The organism is Actinoplanes sp. NPDC023936, assembly GCF_040639325.1.
Classification (GTDB): Bacteria; Actinomycetota; Actinomycetes; order Mycobacteriales; family Micromonosporaceae; genus Actinoplanes.
Genome location: NZ_JBEZZR010000004.1, coordinates 75397 through 90498, shown reverse-complemented (window position 1 = coordinate 90498; position 15102 = coordinate 75397). Strand labels below are relative to the sequence as shown.

Annotated in this window: 13 protein-coding genes and 1 pseudogene; 4 read left to right on the top strand and 10 right to left on the bottom strand. The window is 72.1% G+C overall.

Annotation, left to right across the window (positions count from 1 at the left end; all coding sequences use genetic code 11):
* The first annotated feature begins 6 nt into the window (after nt 1-6).
* Complete coding sequence (locus AB0F72_RS06665; RefSeq protein WP_360427036.1) at nt 7-1236, top strand: glycosyltransferase family 4 protein; 1230 nt, start codon at nt 7-9, stop codon at nt 1234-1236.
* A 184-nt stretch (nt 1237-1420) separates the two neighbouring features.
* On the opposite strand, the gene AB0F72_RS06660 is transcribed toward AB0F72_RS06665, so the two are convergent.
* The 5 genes from AB0F72_RS06660 to AB0F72_RS06640 are packed head-to-tail and all read right to left on the bottom strand — an operon-like array spanning nt 1421 to nt 5547.
* On the bottom strand, nt 1421-2362 hold the full coding sequence (locus AB0F72_RS06660) for a 2-dehydropantoate 2-reductase (protein WP_360426285.1): 942 nt from the start codon (nt 2360-2362) through the stop codon (nt 1421-1423).
* Nucleotide 2363: 1 nt separating this feature from the next.
* A complete protein-coding gene (locus tag AB0F72_RS06655; protein WP_360426282.1) occupies nt 2364-2627 on the bottom strand; it encodes a UBP-type zinc finger domain-containing protein in 264 nt (87 codons plus the stop codon).
* Nucleotides 2624-4198, bottom strand: a complete 1575-nt coding sequence (locus AB0F72_RS06650) for a Na+/H+ antiporter (protein ID WP_360426279.1) — start codon at nt 4196-4198, stop codon at nt 2624-2626. Before AB0F72_RS06650 ends, AB0F72_RS06655 begins: the two co-directional genes overlap by 4 nt.
* Nucleotides 4199-4253: 55 nt before the next feature.
* Complete coding sequence (locus AB0F72_RS06645; RefSeq protein WP_360426276.1) at nt 4254-4847, bottom strand: fibronectin type III domain-containing protein; 594 nt, start codon at nt 4845-4847, stop codon at nt 4254-4256.
* 31 nt (nt 4848-4878) lie between these two features.
* A complete protein-coding gene (locus tag AB0F72_RS06640; protein WP_360426273.1) occupies nt 4879-5547 on the bottom strand; it encodes an EcsC family protein in 669 nt (222 codons plus the stop codon).
* A 195-nt stretch (nt 5548-5742) separates the two neighbouring features.
* On the opposite strand from AB0F72_RS06640, the gene AB0F72_RS06635 reads away from it, so the two are divergent.
* Nucleotides 5743-6645, top strand: a complete 903-nt coding sequence (locus AB0F72_RS06635) for a PAC2 family protein (protein WP_360426270.1) — start codon at nt 5743-5745, stop codon at nt 6643-6645.
* Nucleotides 6646-6648: 3 nt separating this feature from the next.
* Here the strand turns inward: AB0F72_RS06635 and AB0F72_RS06630 are convergent.
* Nucleotides 6649-7842: pseudogene (locus AB0F72_RS06630) on the bottom strand (sigma-70 family RNA polymerase sigma factor).
* Nucleotides 7836-8183 (bottom strand): YciI family protein, encoded by a 348-nt coding sequence (locus tag AB0F72_RS06625; protein WP_360426268.1) that lies wholly within the window; start codon nt 8181-8183, stop codon nt 7836-7838. The pseudogene AB0F72_RS06630 and the gene AB0F72_RS06625 overlap by 7 nt, the downstream one beginning before the upstream one ends.
* A gap of 230 nt (nt 8184-8413) precedes the next feature.
* On the opposite strand from AB0F72_RS06625, the gene AB0F72_RS06620 reads away from it, so the two are divergent.
* Nucleotides 8414-9097 carry a hypothetical protein gene (locus AB0F72_RS06620; RefSeq protein ID WP_360426265.1) on the top strand — a complete coding sequence of 228 codons (684 nt, stop codon included), beginning with the start codon at nt 8414-8416 and terminating at the stop codon, nt 9095-9097.
* 466 nt (nt 9098-9563) lie between these two features.
* Complete coding sequence (locus AB0F72_RS06615; protein ID WP_360426262.1) at nt 9564-10622, top strand: EamA family transporter; 1059 nt, start codon at nt 9564-9566, stop codon at nt 10620-10622.
* Between the two features lie 326 nt (nt 10623-10948).
* On the opposite strand, the gene AB0F72_RS06610 is transcribed toward AB0F72_RS06615, so the two are convergent.
* The 3 genes from AB0F72_RS06610 to AB0F72_RS06600 all read right to left on the bottom strand — a co-directional run bounded on the left by AB0F72_RS06610 (nt 10949) and on the right by AB0F72_RS06600 (nt 15030).
* Complete coding sequence (locus tag AB0F72_RS06610; protein ID WP_360426259.1) at nt 10949-13141, bottom strand: ATP-binding protein; 2193 nt, start codon at nt 13139-13141, stop codon at nt 10949-10951.
* A 133-nt stretch (nt 13142-13274) separates the two neighbouring features.
* Nucleotides 13275-13952, bottom strand: a complete 678-nt coding sequence (trmB, locus tag AB0F72_RS06605) for a tRNA (guanosine(46)-N7)-methyltransferase TrmB (protein ID WP_360426256.1) — start codon at nt 13950-13952, stop codon at nt 13275-13277.
* Nucleotides 13953-13980: 28 nt separating this feature from the next.
* Entirely contained in the window at nt 13981-15030 is a 1050-nt protein-coding gene (locus AB0F72_RS06600; protein WP_360426253.1) for a hypothetical protein, read from the bottom strand.
* Between the last annotated feature and the right edge of the window lie 72 nt (nt 15031-15102).

Below are 15102 nucleotides of genomic sequence, written 5' to 3'. Positions count from 1 at the left end.
ATCCTGATGCTCTCGTGGGAGTACCCGCCACTGCTGGTCGGCGGCCTGGGCCGGCACGTGCACGCGCTCGCCACCACGCTTGTCGCGGCCGGGCACGAGGTGACGGTGGTGACCCGGCACACGCCCGGCGCGCTGCTCGAGGAGTACACCGAGGGCGTCCGGGTGGTCCGCGCCCCGGACGACCCGACGACCGCCGCCTGCGCGGACGGCGACATGCTGGGCTGGGCGATGACGTTCAACCACACCCTCACCCGGGCCGCGCTGCGCGCCGCCCGCACCGAGCGGTACGACGTGGTGCACGCCCACGACTGGCTCGTCGCGCACGCCGCCGTGACGCTGCGGGACCACCTGGACGTGCCGCTCGTCGCCACCATCCACGCCACCGAGTCCGGCCGGCACCAGGGCTGGCTGCCGGCGCCGGCCAACCGGGCGATCGACGGCATCGAACGCTGGCTCTGCGCCGAGGCGGTCCGGGTGATCGTCTGCTCGGCGTACATGAAACGGGAGGTCACCCGCCTGTTCGACGTGCCGCCGAGCCGCGCCGACGTGGTCTTCAACGGGGTGGACGCGCTGCGCTGGCGTGCCCGGCCCCGTGCCGTGGAGGCGGCCCGCGCCCGGTACGCCGGCGACGGTCCGCTGATCAGCTTCGCGGGCCGGCTCGTCTACGAGAAGGGCGTGCAGCACCTGATGGCGGCCGTCCCGATGCTGCGCGAACGCCACCCCGGCCTCCGTGTCGTGATCGCGGGCGACGGCCCGTACCGGAAAAATCTTGAAGGTCTGGCCGGTTCGCTCGGCGTGGTCTTCGCGGGTTTCCTCGGCGGGCACGAGCTGACCGCGCTGATGGGCGCGTCGGACTGTTACGTGGTGCCGAGCATCTACGAGCCGTTCGGCATGGTGGCGCTGGAGGCGGCGGCGGCCGGCACACCCGTCGCGGTGGCCGACACCGGAGGCCTCGCCGAGATCGTCGAGCACGGCGTCACCGGGGTGAAGTTCGCGCCCGGCGATCCGGCTGCGCTGGCCGAGGCGGTCGGTGCGGTGCTCGCGGACCGCGACTATGCCCGCTCACTGGCGTTGCAGGCCCGGTTGCGGGTACGCGAGGACTTCCACTGGCGGGCGATCGCGGCGCAGACCGTCGCGGTCTACGACCAGGCGCGCTCGGCGGACGCCCGGCGGGTCTCGCGGGAGGCGGAGAGCCTGCTCACGCACGTCCCGGCAACTCGCCACGCCACCGTCTGACCCACCACCGGCGCGTGTCGATTTCGGGTGCGGAGCGCGCCCCAAATCAACACGCTCGGCCGCAACAACCCCGGTGTGTTGAGTTCGGGTGCGGAGCGCGCCCCAAGTCAACACGCTCAGCCGCAACAACCCCGGTGTGTTGAGTTCGGGTGCGGAGCGCGCCCCAAATCAACACGCGGGTGGGTCAGCGGGCGGCGGCGTAGATCGACAGGCTGGTGTGTGCGGCTGACAGCAGCGGGACCGCGACACCGTGCCTCGCCGCCTCGGCCACCAGGTCGCCGACGATCGCATCGTGCTCGACCGGCAGGCCCTGCGTCATGTCGCGGTACATCGACGAGGTGGTCGGCTCGCCGGACGACATCGTCGACGTGATCACGTCCAGCATCGCCGGCCGGGGCGGATATCCCGCCGCGGTCGCCACCGCGACGGCCTCGGCCGCGAGCGCACGGGTGAACGCCGGGCCGCCGGCCGCCGCGTTGATCTCGCCGATCGACGCCCGCATCAGCGTGGTGGCCGCGCCGAGCGAGGCGAGCAGCACCCACTTCTCCCACATCTCGTGGACGATCCGGGTCGACGGCCGGGAGTCGAAGCCCGCGCCGGTCAGTGTCCGCGTCACGGCGTCGAGCCGATCGTCCGGACCACCCTCGCCCAGCCCACCCTCGCCGGGGCCGCCGCCGAGAGGGCCGTAGGCCAGCCGGTGCAGGCCGGTCATCCGGACCACGTCGCCGTCGTCGTCCAGCGTCGCGTGGATCATGCAGACGCCACCCCAGACCCGGTCCGCGCCGAACGCCGTGACCAGCGCGTTCACGTGTCGCATCCCGTTGAGCAAGGGCACGATCACGGTACGGTCGCCGACCGCCGGTCCCAGGTCGGCCAGCACCGTGTCCAGGGCGTGACTCTTCACCGCCAGCAGGATCAGGTCGTACGGCCCGTCCATGCTCCCCGCCGTGACCAGTCGCGGCGTCAGCACGGTCTCGCCGTCCGGGCCGCGCAGGCGCAGCCCGCGCTCGCGCAGGCGCTCCGCCCGGCCCGGCCGGACCAGGAACGTCACGTCCCGGCCGGCCTCGGCCAGGCGGCCGCCGAAGTAGCCGCCTGTCGCACCGGCGCCGGCGACGAGAACCCGCACCTCAGCCCAGCTGCTCGTCGTCGAAGCACCAGCGCCAGGTCTCCCCCGGCTCGTACGAGCGCATCACCGGGTGACCGGCCTCGGCGTGGTGGTGGGACATGTGCCGGCGCGGCGACGAGTCACAGCACGCGACCATCCCGCAGGTCAGGCAGAGGCGCAGGTGGACCCAGTCGTCGAAACCGCCGGCCACGCACTCCGGGCAGCCCTGGGCGTACGGCGTCCGGGGCGGCGGATCGCCCGCGTCCTTCAGGTGCTGGCAGATCAATCTTCGCTCCGATGCAGCTGGGATTCTTCGAGGTCGAGTTCTCGCTGGGCGCGGATCAGCACTTCCTCCGGGATCCGCCCCTCGTTCCGGGCGATCTTGAAGACGTGCCGCTCCGCTTTGATCATCTCGCGGCGGAGGCGGCCGTACGCCGCCGACGGCGTTTCCTGATGCTGGCTGCCCAACCGCTCCCACGCGTTGTTGGACCGGCTCTCCACCAGCCCGCGCAGCCGGTCCACCACGGCCGGCGGCGCGCCGTTCGCGTGCGCGTCGAGCGCTTCCAGGGCGGCCCGGCTCGCGGTGTGCTGCACCCCGGCCTCGGCCAGGGCGTCCTGCGCGCTGTTGTCCTCGCGCACGCCGAGCACCCGGGACAGGACCGGCAGCGTCGTGCCCTGGATCAGAAGGGTCAGCACGATGATCGCGAAGGCGACGAAGACGAACAGCTCACGGGGGTAGTCGGGCACCCCGTCCACCCCGGGCGGCGGCAGCGTCTGCGCGGCCGCGAGCGTGACCACGCCGCGCATCCCGGCCCAGGCGATCACCGTCGGGACGGCCACGCGCGGGCGCTCCTCCCGGTTGCGGATCCTCGGCACCAGGCGGGCCAGATAGGTGGCCGGGTACATCCAGAGGAAGCGGATGCCCACCAGCGCGCCGAAGACCACGGCGGTGACCTGCACGGTCGTCGCCATGTCGGTCTCGATCGTGCTCACCACGGTCCGCAGCTGCAGGCCGACCAGCAGGAAGACCACGCCTTCCAGCAGGAACGTCACCAGCCGCCAGACCGCGTCCAGCTGCAGCCGGGAGGTCGCCGACAACAGGTACGGCATCCGGTGCCCGAGGTAGAGGCCGGCGATCACCACGGCCACCACGCTCGACGTGTGCAGTTCCTCCGCGACGATCACCACGATGAACGGGGTGAGCAGACCCACCGCGTCCTCCAGCAGCGGGTCCTTGATCCGGCGGTGCAGCCAGGCCGCGCCGACCGCGAACACCAGGCCGATCGCCACACCGCCGCCGGCCTTGAGCGCGACCTCGCCGGCGATCTCGGCGAAACCGACCGCCGCGCCGGCCAGCGCCCCCGCCGCGACCCGCACCATCACCAGCGCGGTCGCGTCGTTGAGCAGGCTCTCGCCCTCCAGGATCGTCACCACCCGCCGGGGTAACCCGACCCGGCGGGCGATCGCGGTGGCCGAGACCGCGTCCGGCGGGGCGACGATCGCGCCCAGCGCGACGCAGGCGGCGAGCGGAACCTCGGGCATCAGCAGATGGACCAGGTACCCGATGACCAGCGCGGTCAGCACGACCAGTCCCACCGCGAGCAGCAGGATCGGCCGTAACGCCAGGCGGAACGCGGGCACCGAGGTCTGCAGCGCGGCCACGTAGAGCAGCGGAGGCAGGATCCCGATCAGGACGAGTTCCGGTTCGAGATGCGCCTCCGGGAAGCCCGGTACGTAGGACAACGCCAGCCCGGCGACGAGCAGCACCAGAGGCGCCACGAAGCCGAGACGGCGAGCGAGTGCGGCGCCGACCACGGAGATCGCTACGAGCACGACCATGTCGACGATGGCTTCCATGCCGGGAAGCTTAGAGAGTGCCCCGGCGATCGTCCGCTCCCGGACGGCCCGGAGGTCAGGGAGTGGTGCTCACCACGTCCGAACGGGCAATCGTGCGGGTGTACGTGCCCTCCTTGGTGCCGGTATGGGTCATCACCACGTCAACCGAGAAGACATACGGCGTGCCGGCGGTCAGCCCGGTGACCGTCGCGCTCACGTCGCCGCACGCGGCCGGCGTGACGGTGGTCCAGCCGACCTCGTCCTGCTCGCCGGCCTTGAGGTCCTGCGAGGCCGCTGTCACCCGGTAGTCGACGATGTTCGACCCGCCCGGGTGGTACCAGGTCACCGCGGCGCTGGTCCGGCCCGGCGTCACGGCCAGACCGTTGATCACGCCGGCGCCACGCGGCGCCGGGGTGCAGGACGGGCTCGCGCTCGCCGTCGGGGACGTGGTCGCCGGCAGCGTGGGCAGTGTCACCTCGGGGGTCGGCGACGCCGTGCCGTACGTCGTCTGCGGTGACGGGGTCGGGTTGCCGGCGTTCACCACCATCCAGTCGGCGCCGCTGTTCTCCGCCGGCGTGGACGCCGCCGGCGTGGCGGAGCAGCCGGCGACCAGCAGCGGCAGCGCGACGGCGGACAGCAGCAGAGCGGACTTCTTACGGAATCCCAGCACGTCAGGAGGATCGGGCCGGGCCGGCGGTTTCTTAGGCCTTGCGGTAGTGGTCCCGGGCACGCCGGGCCAGGTCCCGGGTGGCGACCGAGTTGGCCCAGGTGCCGAGGACCATGCCGCCGAGCGGGATCACCTTCACGACGACGTGCTTGGCGGCCCGTACCCCGGCCATCTGCGCGAGCCGGACGCCCAGCGTGACCAGGACGCGCGCCATCGGCGCGCGGGAGGCACCCGTGAAGATCCGGCTGGCATGCTCCCGGCCGGCCGCCACACCGAGCGCGGTCCGGGCGGTCTCCGCGATCTTGTGCACCCGCTGCAGCACCAGCAGTTCGGTGGCTCGTTCCGGAGCCGCGGGATCGAAGCCGTAGGCGGCCGCCACGTGCAGCACCATGCGGGCCTGGGTCCAGGCCAGCACGCCGACGTCGATCACCGCGCCGGGCAGTCCGGCCGCGCCCGAGACGGCGCCGGAGACCCGGGCCAGTGTGGTGAAGCGCTTGATGGCGAGGGTGGCCAGCTCGTCGGGACCGGCATCGGGACGTTCCTCACGCATCCGGGCGAGCCAGCCGGCGGCTTCCGGACCGAGCCGCCGCACCGCCTCGAGGGCCAGGTGCTCGGGCGCGAACTGCGGGTCTGCCTTCATCCGGGACCAGAGCGTGCTCGGCGGCGCGGTGTTCTCCAGAACGGCGGGTACGTGTCGACTCAAAGATCACTCCGAGGGGGTGTAGAAGTTGATCTGCACCCCATTGTGCGCGGTGCGCGCACGTCCCTCGTCAACACGGTTGTCACACCGGTGCGCAAGAATTCGTGGTGCGGTTCGCGGGATGGAATGAACGCGACCGTTCCGGTGTTCGCAGAGAGGCCCGCGGAAGCGGGCATCGCTTTCGAGGAGGTCCGCAGCGTGCTCGACCCACACGGGCTCTACGAGGTGATCGGTGAGCTGCCGGTCCTGGACAGCCCGGTGCTCATCCAGGCGCTCACCGGGTTCGTCGACGCCGGCAGTGCCATCCAGTTGGCCCGCGACCACATGCTGGAGAACCTGGAGAGCGAGGTCGTCGCGACGTTCGACCTGGACCAGCTCCTCGACTACCGCTCCCGCCGCCCTCCGATGATCTTCGTGGCCGACCACTTCGAGAGCTACGAGGATCCGAGTCTCGCCCTGCACCTGGTCACCGACCAGCTGGGCACCCAGTTCCTGCTGCTCGCCGGCCCCGAGCCGGACCTGCAGTGGGAGCGATTCATCTTGGCGGTCACCCAGCTGATCGAGGACCTGGACGTCCGCGTCACCGTCGGCCTCAACGCCATCCCGATGGCCGTGCCGCACACCCGTCCGGTCGGCCTCACCGCGCACGCCACCGACAAGCGGCTGCTCGGCGAGCACGAGTCCTGGCTGCAGCGGGTCCAGGTGCCGGCCAGCGTCGGCAACCTGCTCGAGTTCCGGCTCGGCGAGACCGGGCACGACGCCCTGGGGTACGCCGCACACGTCCCGCACTACCTGGCACAGACCGGCTACCCGGCCGCCGCCGAGCTGCTGCTCGACTCGGTGTCGGCGAGCACCGGGCTGGCGCTGCCGACCGGTGTGCTGCGCGAGTCCGCCAAGCTGGTCCGCGAAGAGGTGGACAAGCAGATCGCCGACGACGAGCAGGCCGGGCGGCTGGTGACGTCGCTGGAGGCGCAGTACGACGCGTTCGTCCGGGGCCGGCAGGGCAATCTGCTCGCGGACACCGACACGCCGCTGCCCACGGCCGAGGAGCTGGGGGCGGAGCTGGAGCGGTTCCTGGCCGAGCAGAGCCGGGACGAGTGACGGCTACGGGTCTTCCGGAGCGGCGCTCGACCGGCCGCCGGCCAGTTCCGTCAGCCGGCGTTCCAGGAAGCGCCGCTCGGCCCCGTCGTCGGTGAGTGCCCGCGCGCGCCGATAGGCCTCGCGGGCCTCGCCGGTCCGGCCGAGACGTCGCAGCAGTTCGGCACGGGTGGAGTGCAGGTACCGGAAGTCGTGCAGGCCGAGCCCGTCGACGATGCGCAGACCGGCCTGCGGCCCGTCGGTCTAGGCGACCGCGATGGCCCGGTTCAGCTCCACCACCGGTGAGGCGGTCAGGCGGGCGAGTTCGCCGTACAGTGCGGCGATCTGCGCCCAGTCGCACGGCGTCTCGGCGTGCAGCGAGGCGATCGCCGCCTGCAGGACGTACGGCCCGCGGCCGCCCAGCGCGATCGCCCGGTCCAGCGCGGCGCGCCCGTGGCCGATCTCCGCCCAGTCCCACCGGGACCGGTCCTGATCGCCGAGCAGCACCAGCTCGCCGTCGCGGAACCGGGTCCGGCGGCGGGAGTCGTGCAGCAGCATCATCGCCAGGAGCCCGCGCACCTCGGGATCGCCGGGAATCAGCTCGGTCAGCGCACGTCCCAGCCAGATCGCCTCGGCCGCGAGTTCGTCGCGACCGCCGTAGCCCTCGTTGAAGATCAGGTACACGACGGCGAGAACGGCGTCGAGACGCTCCCGGAGCAGGTGATCCGGCGGGGTACGGAACGGGATCCCGGCCGCCTTGATCTTGCGTTTCGCTCGTACCAGCCGCTGCGCCATGGTCGGCTCCGGCACGAGGAAGGCGCGGGCGATCTCGTCGGTGGTCAAGCCGCCCAGCGCCCGCAGGGTGAGCGCCACCTGCGCCTCGATCGCGAGCGCCGGGTGGCAGCAGGTGAAGATGAGTTCCAGTCGCTCGTCGGTCGTCTTCATCGGCGCCTCGGCATCGTGGGCAGCGGCGAGCAGGCCCAGTCGCGCGGCGAGGGCCCGGTCGCGGCGAATGCGGTCGATGGCACGGTTACGCGCCGTCCGCATCAGCCAGGCACGCGGTTGGGCCGGCACCCCGTCGCGCGGCCAGTGATCGGCGGCGATGGCGAAGGCCTCCTGCGCGGCGTCCTCGGCGAGATCGAAGTCGCCGAGGACGCCGACGAGGCCGGCCAGCACCCGGCCCCACTCCGCGCGGAAGATCTCGTCCAGCGCGGTTACCAATACACCTCCGAAGGCCGGATCTCGACGGCGCCGCCGTACCGCGCCGCCGGCACCCGGGCGGCCACCTCGATGGCCGCGTCGAGATCGTCCGCCTCCAGGATGAACACGCCGCCGACGGCCTCCTTCATCCCGACGAACGGGCCGTCGGTGGTCAGTGTCCGGCCGCCCTCGACCCGTACCGTCGTCGCGTTCTCGGCGAGGCCCATCGGCGGCGCCGGCGTGACGCCCGGCGTCTGGTTGATCGCCTGGTAGTCGGCGTAGACCTGCTTCTGCTCGTCGGCGGTGAGCTCGGCCTGCCGTTCGAGCGCCGTGCCTTGATAGATCAACATGATGTACTTCATGGCTACCTCCTCAGGACAGTCGCGGTAAGACGAACGGCGAGCCCGGAAATCGACAGCCCGGCGCCGGAGATTCCACTGATTCCCGAGGATCCCAGCCGGCGTCCGCGAGGGCCAGGAACGCGTTGGGAATGTCGTACCCGTCGATTAGTATGTATGTACGAAAGAGGGGCCCTGAGCTGCTGATCTTCGGCTGATTTCCGGCTGCGGTCAGCGCGAGTGAGGAGACCGACGTGACCACGTCAACCATGTCCACGATCCGCCCTTATGCGACGATGCTCGGCTTCACGCGGTACGTGTCTCGCACCGGTCCCGCCAAGGCCACCTTCGTCGGCGGGCTGCGCCGGCAGCGGGAGCGGCGGTCCGGGTTCAACCCGCACGGCCAGCTGGTGAAAGCACTGAAAGCCGACATCGCGTTCCGCACCGGCGGCAGTTACCTCGCCGGCGTCGTCGGCCTCGTCAAGGACCGGTGGAAGCCGCTCTACTCGTCGCTGCGGTCCGGCGCTCAGGCCTATCTGACGTCGCTGGGCGACCCGGCCCAGGTCAACCTCGCACAGACGCGGGACGCGATCGCCACCGTCGGACCCCTCGCGGTCAAGATCAACCCCCACTTCGGCCTTCGGTACGACGATGGCCGTCGCGAAGCGGTCAGGCTGCACTTCGACGAGGAGCCGCCGAGCGTCGACGCGGTGACCGCGATGCTGCACCTGATGGCGAGTCACATGGACCAGATCTTGCCGAACGCCGAGCCGGTGCTCGTCGACGTCCGGCGCGGGGTCACCCACCGTCTCGACGCCGCCGCCCGGCCCGCTCACGTCGAGAGCTGGCTGGCCGGTGAGGCGGCGGCCTTCACCGCGATGTGGGCCGCCACCGCGACCGACACCGCCACTACGACCGGCGCCGCCACCGCCGCCTGATCCGCCCGTCCGTCCCGGCATGCCCGTCTCGGCGTGCCCCGTCCCGGCATGATCGGCCCGGCGTGCCGGGCCGGCATGACCCGTCCCGCGTGCCCGCCCCGGCGTGCCTGTCACGCCGGGGCGGCATGTGCCCGCGGGTGCTCCGCATGCCGGGGCGGCACGTGCCCGCGGGTGTCCCGCATGCCGGGGCGGCACGTGCCCGCGGGTGTTCCGCATGGCGGACTGCCGATCCGGTGGAGGCGCCGCCCTTCCCGATGCCGCTAGGCTGCCTGGCGTGAGTCTCGACCTCGGCAACCTCGGCCCGCCGCGCTCCTGACCGGAGCGCCCGTCGCGCTCCCTGGCGGAGCGCCCGTCGCGCTCCCCTCCGGAGCGCCCGCCTGACCGATCGAGCATCGCTCGGCCGGTCTCCTTTCGCTGCGCTCCGGTGCTCGCCGACACCGACTCACTTCTTCTTTCCGGAGCGCACGTGTTCAGCAAACGTTTCACCCTGCCAATTTCCGCGACGGCCGGCGCCCGCCTGAGCCTGTTGCAACTCTCCGCAGCCGGCATCCTCTGGGGCACCGCCGGCGTCGTCGTCCAGGTCGTCGCCGAAAGTACCGGGCTCGGCGCCGTCGCGATCGGCTTCTACCGGCTGCTCTTCGCGGCCGTTGTCCTGCTGCTGCTCGGCCTGTCCACACGCGGCAAAGCCGGGAACGCGTCGACCGGCACGGCTGCGAATGCGCCGGCCGCGGCATCGCGCGAGGGTCATGCGCCGGCCACCGGAGCGCGGCAGCTCGTCGCGGCGTTCCGGGGCGCGCCCGTGGCGATCGTCCTGGCCGGCGCCGGGCTCGCCGCCTATCAGGCGTTGTACTTCGTCGCGGTCCGGCTGGGCGGCGTCAGCATCGCCACAGTGGTCAGCCTCGGCATCGCGCCGGTGCTGCTCAGCGCATGGGAGACGGTTCGCACCCGGCAGCGGCCGGGCACCGGTGTCCTGGCCGCCTCGGCGGCGGCGATCATCGGGCTCGCGCTGATCGCCGGCGCCACGGTCGACACGGGCGTGCCGGCCGCCGGGCTCGGGCTGATCGCCGCCGTCGGGTCCGGCGTCGTCTACGCCGCGTCGACCGCGTTGAGCCGGCACACCACCCAGGGCGTGCAGCCGCTGACCCTGACCACCCTGTCGTGCACGATCGGCGCGGTCACGCTGCTCCCGATCGCCGCCGTCGAAGGGCTCGCGTTCACGCCGCAGGTGAAGCCGATCGCGCTGCTCGTGTATGCCGGGGCGATCACGACGGCCCTGGCCTACGCGCTGTTCTACACCGGGTTGCGGCGCACGACGGGCAGTGTCGCCGTGGTGGTCACCCTGCTGGAACCGCTCACCGCGGCCCTGCTGGCCGTGCTTCTCATCGACGAGCCGCTCGGCGCCGCCACCATCGCCGGCGGCGCGTTGCTGCTCGGTGCGGTGGCGACGCTGTACATCGGCGCGAAGCAACCGGGCGAACCGGCGGCCGGGCCGATCGAGATCCAGTCCGCCGAAACCAGAGCCTGACGGCACAGGCGAGACCAGCCACCGTGTGGACTTGAGGTGCGGAGCGCACCCAAAAAACACACACCCGAGCGGAACCCAGCGAGCGTGTCGACTTCAGGCGCGCTCCGCACCCCAAATCCACACACCCGAGCGGGACCCAGCGAGCGTGTGGACTTCAGGCGCGCTCCGCACCCCAAATCCACACACCCGAGCGGAACCCAGCGAGCGTGTCGACTTCAGGCGCGCTCCGCACCCCAACTCCACACACCCGAGCAGAACCCAGCGAGCGTGTCGACTTGGGCACGCTCCGCACCCGAAATCCACACAACAGGAAAGGGCCGCCGGGGTCAGCTGACTTCCAGGGGGAGGCGGATCAGGACCGTGGTTCCGGATTCGCCTCCGGTCAGCTCCACGCTGCCGTGGTGCCGTTCCACCACGGCCCGGCTCAGGGTCAGCCCGAGCCCGCTGCCCGGTATCGTCCGGTCGCTGCCCCGGCTGGTCCGATAGTGGCCGGTGAACAGCTCCTCCCGCTCAGCGCGGGGCACGTCGCCGGCCGCGTCCGAGACGGACAGTTCGGCTGCCCGGCCGGTGCTGCGCAGCGACACCGCGACGTGGCCGCCGTCCGGGCTGTAGCGGACCGCGCTGCCCAGCAGGTTCTGCACGATGTGCCGGAGCCGGTCCCGGTCGCACGGCACGATCAGCTCGCCGGGCAGGTCGGCGTCGATCACCACCGGCGCGCCGTCGATGGCGCGCCGGGTCCGGTCCACCACGTCGCGGACGACCGCGGCCAGGTCGACGGGTGTGCGCCGGACGTCCGCGTGCCCGGCGTCCAGGGCGGACAGTTCCAGCAGCTCGTTGATGATCTCGCGGAGGGTCAGGGTGTTCCGCTCGATCACCTGGATCAGCCGGGGGCCGTCGCGGACTAGTGTCGCCTCGTCGGCTTCCCGGAGCAGTTCGGTGTACGCGCTGATCGAGGTGAGCGGGGTGCGCAGCTCGTGCCCGATCAGCGCCAGGTACTCGTTCTTGCTGCGGGTCAGCTGGCGCTGCAGGTCCTCCACCCGGCTCCGCTCGACGAACTGGCCGAGGTGCGCGGCGATCCCGGACATCAGCGCGAGCAGCTCGTCCTCCGGGTCCTCGATCGCGTCGGCGAAGACGGTCAGCACCCCGATCGGGCCGGAGCCGTCGTGCACCGGGATGGCGACCGCGGTGTGCAGCCGGTCGGCCGAGGTGTCCGGCGAGATCAGGCTCTGCGGCTGGCCCACGTCCCGGATCCAGAGCGGCTTGTCCACCTGCCAGGCGCGCCCGGCGAGTCCCTGCCCGTACGCCAGCCGCTCCGGCACCGGGATCTCCCCCGGCCAGCCCGGCGCGCTCCACCGCGCGGCCGCCCGGATCGTCCCCTCCTCGACGAGCCACAGCTCGGCGTGCACCCAGTCGAGCGCGCCGACCACCGCTTCGAGGACTCGCGGACCGGCCGCTTCGACGCTCGGCTCCTCGGTCAGCGCGGTCGTCACGGCGAGCTCGCAGCTGCGGAACCGTTCGGCGCGGCGCTGCCGGGTGACGTCCTGCACGGCCTGGACGGCTCCGAGCACCCGGCCGTCGACGCCGTGGAAGGGCTGGGCGTCCATCACGTAGTAGTGGGTGCGCCGGCTGCGGCCGTGCAGGGCGAGCGGCTCGTCCCGGATCACCTCGCCGCGCAGCGCCCGGACCAGGCCCAGGTCGTCGCGGGTCAGCGGGGTGCCGGTGGCGTCGGTCAGGCCGGGCACCGGCTCGGTGCCGAAGACCGTGTCACCCCAGAGGCGGCGCATCCGCTCGTTGACGAACGCGATCCGGCCTCCTGCGTCGCAGGCGACCACCCCGTCGTGCAGGCTGTCCAGCACCGCGTCGAGGAACCGGTGCTGCTGCTCCAGCTCGTGCCTCGCGATCTGCTCGCCGATCAGCAGGGTGGCCACCTCGGACGCCTCGGAGACGGCCGCGACCTGCCCCGGCGTCCAGGGGCGTGGCTGGTGGTCGTAGGCGAAGCAGACCCCGAGGACGGCGCCGGACCGGTCGTGCACCGGGCAGCCGAGGTAGGCGCCGCCGCCCCGGCGCAGCAGGCCGTCGTCGATGCGCGGGTCGGCGCGGGCGTTCTCCACGATCAGCGTGCTCCCGTGGCGGACCACGAGGCCGCCGAGCGAGCGGTCCAGCCCGGTTTCGGCGACCACCTCCCAGTCCGCGGCGACACCCCAGCTGCCGTAGAGGCGCAGCCGGTTCTCCTCGACGAACTGGATGCAGGCGCTCGGCGCTCCGGCGGCGCGGGCCACCAGCGCGGCGAGCTGGTCGGCCGATCCGGAGGTGAGCACGCCGCGGTGCAGCTCGGGCCCGGTGGCGGCCTCGGCGAGCAGGTCGCGGAAGGAGCTTGCGGAAGGCCGGGCGGCAGGTGCGGCAGCCGCCGGCGGGTGTCCACCGGCGGCCGTCCCCCCGTGAGGTGCGGCCACGCGTGCGAGAGCCGCACGGGTCCGTCCGGACCGCCCGGCGTCGATGCCGGCGTCATCTCGCCGCATGGCTGACCTCCACACTCAAGGGTAGAGGGGCGAAAAGGCTAAACGGGGTGAAATCGCGGCATCCTAGCCGCTGTGGACGCGGTCGTCCGGCGTGCGGACTCCCGCAGCCCCGCCATCCTTCACGAAACGGGACCTAGCTTTTCTCGTACCGTAAATCGGCAATCGGGCGACCGGCCTCGGCGCCGCGCCTTTCGAACTTGGTCTCGGGTCGCGCATGCGGCGACGCCGTCGCCGGAAGGCGGCGCAGGCCCGGATCCGCGTCCAGGGTCTCCGCCATCGCCTCCGCGTAGTGCGGCCAGTCGGTGGCGCAGTGCAGCACGCCACCCGGACGCAGGCGGTCCCGCAGCAGCGCAACGTTCTCCGGCCGGATCAGCCGCCGTTTGTGGTGACGCGCTTTCGGCCACGGGTCCGGGAAGAAGACGTGCACGGCGTCCAGCGCGTTCGCCGGGATCCGGTGCACCAGCTCCATGGCGTCGCCGTGCGCCACCCGGACGTTCGTCACGCCCAGCTCACCGACGAGGGCGAGCAGGTTGCCGATGCCCGGCGTGTGCACCTCGACACCGAGAAAATCCCGGTCCGGATCGGCCGCGGCCATCGCCGCGGTCGCGTCACCCATGCCGAAACCGATTTCCAGTACGACCGGAGCGGTGCGCCCGAACAATCCGGCGAGATCGAGCTCGCTCCGGTCGCCATCGATGACAGTGAGTCCCAGATGGGGCCAGAAGGCGGCGTGGGCATCCGCATGGCGGGTGCTCATCCGTCCCCGGCGAGGATGGAACGTGCGAATGGGCCGGATGTTCGTCTCAGTCATGGCGGCCCCAGTGTAGTTTTACCGGCTTCTACCGGGTCACCGGCTGCACGCTCGGCTGCGAGCCGGACTTGAGCGGGACGCGCAGGCCGTTCGCCAGGCCCACCACCGTCACCCAGGACGTTCCGGCCTTCTCGCTGGTGATCACGGCCCGGCTGGCGTCCACGTAGTCGAGCTCACGGTCCATCGCGTTGCCGATCGTCCGCTTCGCGCCGGTCACCGCGTCGTACTCGACCAGGTGCACCGGCTTGTTCTCGGCGGCGACCTCACCCTCCTGGTACGCGGTGAACGCCAGCTTCGCGCCGTCCGAACGCCAGCTCGGCACGACCGCGAACCCGCTGTTCTGCACGCCGCCACCGCCGTACGCCGCCACCGTCTTCTCCCCGCCGGTCGACACGTCGCCGAGGCTCAGGCAGGAGTCGTAGACCGATTCGCAGTCGCCGCCGCGGAACGCCAGCTGACGCCCGTCCGGCGACCAGGCGACCGCGTTGTCCGTGCTCAGCTCCTTCTGCACGCTGCTCTTGGCGGCCTCGGTCTCGCCCGGCAGCGCCTCAGCCCGGCAGTCCCGCGGGAAGAGCACCGCCGGGGCGCCCTTGCCGTCGGTCCGGATCTGGTAGACGCCCGGGCCGCCGGTGCAGGAGAGCGACGCGAACGCGATCCACTTGCCGTCCGGCGACCAGGACGGCCCGGCGGCCGGACGGGTGGTCAGGCGGCGCTGGCCGGTGCCGTTCGCGTTCATCGTCCAGAGCTGGCCCCTCTTCAGGAACGCGATCTGCTTGCCGTTCGGTGACCAGCGCGGACGGGCGCTGGCCCCGCCGGTGGTCAGCCGGGTCTCGGTGGCGCCCTTGCTGGTGTAGACGTCGCCGTTGCGGACGTAGGCGACCAGGCCCGGCAGCTGTGCGGCCGCGGCCGCCGCTTGCTGGGCCGACCTGTCCTGCTTGCTGCTGACGGTGCTCTGCGTGCCGCCGCCGGTGGCCTGGCCGGCCGCCGCCTGCGCGGCGCCAGGATGGCACACCGCGCAGCAGATGCCGACCGCCGCCGCTACCGCCATGTTCCCCGCGACATGACCGATGTTCTTCATGGCCGAACGCCCCCCGAAGTTCTGCCGTTGCTCTGCACTTGCACCGGAAGCATCGTCGCAACCGGCTCGCTG